Annotated in this window: 5 protein-coding genes; 4 read left to right on the top strand and 1 reads right to left on the bottom strand. The window is 64.9% G+C overall.

The annotated features are described in order from the left end of the window. The 4 genes from PHX69_RS13795 to PHX69_RS13780 form a co-directional block, all read left to right on the top strand. Window positions 1-300: EAL domain-containing protein (locus PHX69_RS13795; RefSeq protein ID WP_288044408.1), on the top strand; the 300-nt coding region annotated here is incomplete at its 5' end. Window positions 301-404: 104 nt separating this feature from the next. Continuing rightward, window positions 405-1,700, top strand: a complete 1,296-nt coding sequence (locus PHX69_RS13790) for an acetyl-CoA hydrolase/transferase family protein (protein ID WP_288044407.1) — start codon at window positions 405-407, stop codon at window positions 1,698-1,700. Window positions 1,701-1,760: 60 nt separating this feature from the next. Beyond that, a complete protein-coding gene (locus tag PHX69_RS13785) occupies window positions 1,761-1,976 on the top strand; it encodes a putative motility protein (protein ID WP_119014578.1) in 216 nt (71 codons plus the stop codon). 132 nt (window positions 1,977-2,108) lie between these two features. Beyond that, window positions 2,109-5,969, top strand: coding sequence for a class I SAM-dependent DNA methyltransferase (locus tag PHX69_RS13780; RefSeq protein WP_288044406.1), 3,861 nt, complete (start codon window positions 2,109-2,111; stop codon window positions 5,967-5,969). A 22-nt stretch (window positions 5,970-5,991) separates the two neighbouring features. Here the strand turns inward: PHX69_RS13780 and PHX69_RS13775 are convergent. Then, a partial coding sequence (locus tag PHX69_RS13775) for a BrnA antitoxin family protein (protein WP_502958537.1) occupies window positions 5,992-6,338 on the bottom strand: 347 nt, incomplete at its 5' end.

The following is a 6,338-nucleotide window of genomic DNA, read 5'->3' as shown; positions in this document are numbered from 1 at the left end:
TTCAAGAGCAACAAGCTCAAGATCGACCAGTCTTTTGTGCGCGACATCAGCACCGACCCCGACGACCAGGCCCTTGCCACTGCCATCGTGCAAATGGCCCGCAGCCTGGGCATGAGCACCATTGCCGAGGGCGTGGAAACCACCGAGCAACTGTCCTTTTTGCACGCCCGGGGCTGCGACGAGGTGCAGGGCTACCACTTCAGCCGCCCACTGATGCCCGAGCTGTTCGACCGCTTTGTGCGCGACAACCTGGAACAGCAGGCCACCAAAGCCCCGCAAGCGCAGCAAGACACCGAATAATTTGCTATATAAAAAATAGCTGCTAGCGCTTACTCCGTAAGCGCTAGAGGCCAAAAACACCAAAAATTTACCCCTGCCACAGCCATTACCAGGAGACACCCGGCATGCACCTTCCAGCGTCCTATCTGCAAAAACGCACCTCGGCCACCGACGCCATGCGCCATGTACGCAACGGCGACTCCATCATCGTGCCCACGGGTGTGGGCGAGCCGCCCACGCTGCTGTCCGCCCTGTCCGAGCAGCGCCGCAATTTTCAGGACGTCAAGGTGGCGCAGATTCTGGCCGTGCGCAAATACGGCTATTTCGACCCCGAAACGGCTGACCACGTGCGCCACGTAGCCCTGTTCTTAGGCCCGGCCAGCCGCGCCGGCGCGCAGGCAGGCTGGGTGGACTTCATTCCCAATTACTTCTCGGAAATCCCGCAGCAGATCGAGCGCGGGCAGATCCCCGCCGATGTGGTCTTCAGCATGGCCTCGCCCATGGATGCGCACGGCTACTTCTCGCTCAGCCTGGGCGCCGACTACACCATGGCCGCGCTGGCCAAAGCCCGCGCCGTGGTGCTGGAAGTGAACCCCAATGTGCCCTTTGCCTATGGCAACTGCCTGGTACACATCTCGCAGGTCACGGCGCTGGTCGAGAGCGATGAGCCGGTGTTTGAAGTGGGCCTGCCCAGCATCGGCCCGGTGCAGGAGGCCATCGGCAAGCAGGTGGCCGACCTGATCGACGACGGCTCGACGCTGCAAATTGGCTACGGCGGCATCCCTGATGCCGTGGTCATGCAGCTGACGCACAAGCACGACCTGGGCATCCACACCGAGATGATTGGCGACGGCATCCTGACGCTGCTGGAGAGCGGCGCCGTCACCAACCGGCGCAAAAACTACCTGCCCGGCAAGATGGTGGCCACGTTTGCCCTGGGCTCGGCCAAGCTCTACCGTTTCATGGAGCGCAACCCGGCCCTGGAGATGCACCCGGCCGATTTCACCAACGACCCGATGCTGGCGGGCCAGAACGACAACCTGGTGGCCATCAACGCCACGCTGCAAATCGACCTGCTGGGCCAGTGCGGCTCTGAGAGCCTGGGCTCTGTGCCCTTCTCGGGCACGGGTGGTCAGGCCGATTTTGTGCGCGCGGCCAACCGCTCACGCGGTGGCAAGGCGTTTATCGTGCTGCCCTCCACGGCCAAAAACGACAGCATCTCGCGCATCGTGCCGGTGCTCAGTCCCGGCACACACGTCAGCACCAGCAAGAACGACATCAATTACGTGGTCACCGAATACGGCGTGGCCCAGTTGCGCGGCAAGTCGGCCAGTCAGCGTGCCCGCGAGCTGATCGGCATTGCGCACCCCGCCTTCCGCGCCGAACTGACGGCGCAGGCCAAGCAGATGAATTTGCTCTGAGCTTCAGTGCCACCCTGCAACTGCCGATAAACCAGTATCACCACCCACAAGGACATCCCCATGGATATTGCCGCTACCAACGCCATCGTGCGCACTGCCACGGCCCAGGCCAGCCAGACCACCTCCGACGCGGTCAACATCGCCGTGCTGAAAAAGGCCCTGAACACCCAGGCCGCTGCCGCAGCCACCATGCTGGAGGCGCTGCCCCAACCACCGCAGCAACCGGCGCTGGCCACCTCGGGCACGCTGGGCACCCGGCTCAACACCATCGCCTGACGCGCCCGCCGCGCACCCGGCCCCGCTGGCCGGTGCAGCGCCCTTTTCTTGGCCGCCCACCGGGGCGGCTTTTTCACGCACGGCGCTGGCATGCTGCGCCCAGCCTGTTTTTGCCCACCTGCCCACCGCCACATGACCACCCCATCCAGCCCTGCGCCCATTGATGCCGCTGCCACCCAAGCCTTTATCGCCCGCTGGCAGGGCGTTGCCGCCAGCGAACTGTCCACGGCGCAGAGCTTTGTCATTGACCTGTGCGCGCTGCTGGGCGTAGAGCGCCCCCACCCCACGCCCGACCAAAGCTACATGTTCGAGCGCCCCATCACCTTCACGCACGGCGACGGCAGCACCAGCGCCGGGCGCATCGACTGCTACCGGCGTGGCCACTTGGTGTTGGAGGCAAAAAAGCTCAAGGCTGGCAGCCATACCAAAGGCTTTGACGATGGCCTGCTGCGCGCGCGCAGCCAAGCTGAAAACTACGCCCGTGCCCTGCCCGCCCACGAGGGCCGACCGCCCTTTGTGCTGGTGGTGGATGTGGGCACGGTGATCGAGGTCTATGCCGAGTTCAGCAAAAGCGGCGGCACCTACACGCCGTTTCCTGACCCGCGCAGCCACCGTCTGGCCTTGGCCGACCTGGCCCGCCCCGAGGTGCAAGAGCGCCTGCGCCGCATCTGGCAAGACCCCGACAGCCTCAACCCCGCGCGCATCAGCGCCCAGGTCACGCGCGATGTGGCGGCGCTGCTGGCGCAACTGGCCAAGTCGCTCGAAGGCGGCAACGCCAGCGCCAGCAGCAACCCCGGCGCTGGCACAAATTTCAAGCCAAATAAGCCTGAAGACCAAGCGCAGCAAGCGCTACCAGCTTCTGAAAACATAGCATCGTATTTGACCCGCTGCCTGTTTTCCATGTTTGCCGAGGATGTAGAGCTGCTGCCCAAAGGCGCGTTTTTGGGCCTGCTGCAAACGCACCGCAACGACCCGGCCACGCTGCAACAGATGCTGCGCATTTTGTGGACGGACATGGACAAAGGCGGCTTCAGCGCCGCGCTGGCCAAGCCGGTGCTGCACTTCAACGGCAAGCTGTTCAAGGGCGCAGAGCGCGACGGCTACAGCCTGCTGCTGACGCCCGCGCAGATTGATTTACTCATTCAAGCGGCCAAAGCCAACTGGCGCGAGGTGGAGCCAGCCATTTTTGGCACGCTGCTGGAGCGCGCCCTCAGCCCCACCGAGCGCCACGCGCTGGGTGCGCACTACACGCCGCGCGCGTATGTGGAGCGGCTGGTGCTGCCCACGGTGATAGCGCCCCTGCGCGCCGACTGGGCCAACGCCCAAGCCGCCGCGCTGGTGCTGGCCACCGAGGCCGCCGCGCTGGAGGGCAAAGCAGCCGAGGCCAAACTGGCCGAGGCCCGCGCCGAAGTCAAAAAGTTTCACCACCAGCTCTGCACCACGCGGGTGCTAGACCCGGCCTGTGGCAGTGCCAATTTTCTGTACGTCACGCTGGAGCATTTGAAGCGCCTGGAAGGCGAAGTGGTCAACCAGCTCGAAGCACTGGGCCACACGCAAGACCAGCTCGGCTTTGAAGGCGAAACCGTCACGCTGCAACAACTGCGCGGCATCGAACTGAACGAACGCGCCGCCGCCCTGGCTGAGCTAGTGCTGTGGATTGGTTATTTGCAGTGGCATATCCGCACCCGAGGCAACGCCGCCGTGGCCGAGCCGGTCGTCCACAACTACGGCAACATCGAATGCCGCGATGCCGTGCTGGCCTGGGATGCGCAAGAGCTGGCCTACGACGAGGCTGGCCAGCTGCTCAGTCGCTGGGATGGAGTGACGTTCAAAGTCCACCCGGTGACGGGCGAAAAGGTGCCCGACGAAGCCGCCCAAGTGCCGCAATGGCGCTACGTGGGCGCCCGGCCCGCGCCGTGGCCGCAGGCGGATTTCATTGTGGGCAACCCGCCGTTTATTGGAAAACTGCGGATGCGCGAGGCTTTGGGCGATGGTTACGTGCAGGCGTTGCGGGCGGCCTGGCCGGAAGTACCGGACAGCGCAGACTTTGTGATGTTCTGGTGGGCACGGGCAGCGGCGCTGGTGTCGGCGGGGTCTTGCAAGCGCATGGGGCTGATCACGACCAACAGCCTGACCATGGTGTTCAACCGGCGCGTGGTGCAGGCGGGGCTGGATGGTGCTTTGACTTGCACCGGTTTGGAGGGCGCTGCCTTGGATGGCGCTGCTTTGGCGGGCGTGGGGTTGGTGGATGCGGGTGCAACGGGCGGGGATGGCGCCGGGGAGGCTGGGGACGCTGCGCCAATTCCCGGCCAACCATGCCATTTGGTGTTTGCCATTGCCGACCATCCTTGGGTGGACGGCGCCAACGGCGCTGCGGTGCGCATTGCCATGACCGTGCTGGCGCCCGACGCAGGCGAAGGGCAACTGTGCAGCGTTGTGGGCGAACAAACCGGCGAGCACGGCGAAGTGGCCGTCGAACTGATCGAGCGCACCGGGTTGATTCACGCGGATTTGAAAGTGGGCGCCAATGTCACCCAAGCCCAAACACTCCAAGCCAATGCCAAGCTGAGCAGCGCTGGCGTGATTCCCCACGGCGCAGCCATGCAACTGACCGCCGAAGAAGCGGCCACCATGGAAGCAGATGCGCCCATCAAGCCCTACCGCAACGGTAAAGACCTGACGGACAAATCTCGCGGCCTGCTCGTAATCGATTGCCACGGGCTCAGTGCAGAACAGGTGCGCGAACGCTACCCCAGGCTTTACCAATGGCTGCTGGATCGGGTAAAGCCCGAGCGCGATGTCAACAAAGACAAAGACCTGCGCGAAAAATGGTGGCTGCATCGGCGCAATAACGACGACATGCGCCGCGCCTTGGCCGGGCTACCGCGCTACATCGCCACCGTGATGACGGCCAAACACCGGATTTTTCAGTTTTTGGATGGCGCAATCCTGCCGGATCAAATGCTGGTCGTTATCGCTTTGAACGATGCCTACGCCTTGGGCGTTCTTTCCAGCCAACTGCACGCCGAATGGGCGCTGGCCACAGGTAGCACGCTGGAAGACCGCCCGCGCTACAACAAATCCCGCTGTTTTGAAACCTTCCCCTTCCCCGACGACGACACCGGCCTGACGCCCGAACTGCGCCAGCGCATCGTCCTGCTGGCCGAGCAGATCGACGCGCACCGCAAGCGCGTGCTGGGGCAGGTGGGCGCTGCGGCGGGCGATTTCGCCAGCGCAGCGCGTATGAGCCCGCCGCAGTGCCCGCCTGCCCCAGCACTACCCGCCACCGCACCGGCCCCGGCACTGCCCGCCACCACGCCAGCCGCCGCCCAGGCCCAGACCGCAACCGCCCTCACCCTCACGGGCCTGTACAACGTGCTGGCCGCCCTGCGCGAAGGCCGCCCCCTCAACGCCAAAGAAAAAGCCATCCACAGCGCCGGCCTCGTCGGCGTGCTGCGCGAACTGCACGACGAACTCGACGCCGCTGTGCTCGCCGCCTACGGCTGGGCCGACCTGGCCGCCGACATGGCCAGCGCCCCCGCCACCGAAACCCACACCAGCGCCGTCGCCCAACTGCTGCTGCGCCTGGTGCAGCTCAACACCCAGCGCGCCGCCGAAGAAGCCCAAGGCCGCGTGCGTTGGCTGCGGCCTGCGTTCCAAAATCCGCAAAAATCGCTATCAAAAACAGAGCTGCTCGCGCTCGATACGCAAGCGCCAGGGGCCAATTTGGATGATGAAAAATTGCTATCGAAAACAGAGCAACCCAAGCCCACACAGCAAACCCCCTGGCCCGCCCAACTGCCCGAGCAAGTGCGCGCCGTGGCTGCCGTGCTGGCCGCCAGCCCGGTGCCCCTGAGCTTGAGTGCCATCGAAGCCCACTTCAAAGGCCGTGGCCCCTGGAAGAAAAGCCTGCCCACGCTGCTGCAAACGCTGGAGGCCCTGGGCCGCGCCCAGTGCGTGCAGCACCAAGGCGCCAGCGCCTGGCGCGGCTGATGCGCGCAGCCAGACCGGGCCGCTACACCGCCGAATGCGAGCGCAGCCAGTCGCGCAGCGCATCGTTCATGCGCGTTTGCCAGCCAGCGCCACCGGCGCGAAACGCAGCCAGCACATCGCGGTCGATGCGAATCGCCACTTGCTCTTTGCTGCCACTGCCGGTCGGGCGGCCACGCTTTTTCAGCGCCGCCTGCAAACCCGCTTGCAACTCGGCATCGCTGGCCGGGCGGTCGTCTTCGTCCAGGCCATCCCAGACGTAATCTTGGCCTGGGGGGATGGCGCGCACAGCGGCCAGCACTTGGGCGCGGGTCAGGTCATTCGTCTTGGAGCCAGGCATCGTAAACCTCTCGTTCTTTGCTGCTTGCACGG

This window comes from Simplicispira sp., assembly GCF_028687295.1.
Taxonomy (GTDB): Bacteria; Pseudomonadota; Gammaproteobacteria; order Burkholderiales; family Burkholderiaceae_C; genus Simplicispira; species Simplicispira metamorpha.
Note: the sequence above shows the minus strand (reverse complement) of the source record. Positions and strands in the feature narration are given on the sequence as shown.

Coding starts and splice junctions, on each gene's coding strand:
- PHX69_RS13790 (WP_288044407.1), top strand. CDS start 405: ATGCACCTTCCAGCGTCCTATCTGCAAAAACGCACCTCGGCCACCGAC.
- PHX69_RS13785 (WP_119014578.1), top strand. CDS start 1,761: ATGGATATTGCCGCTACCAACGCCATCGTGCGCACTGCCACGGCCCAG.
- PHX69_RS13780 (WP_288044406.1), top strand. CDS start 2,109: ATGACCACCCCATCCAGCCCTGCGCCCATTGATGCCGCTGCCACCCAA.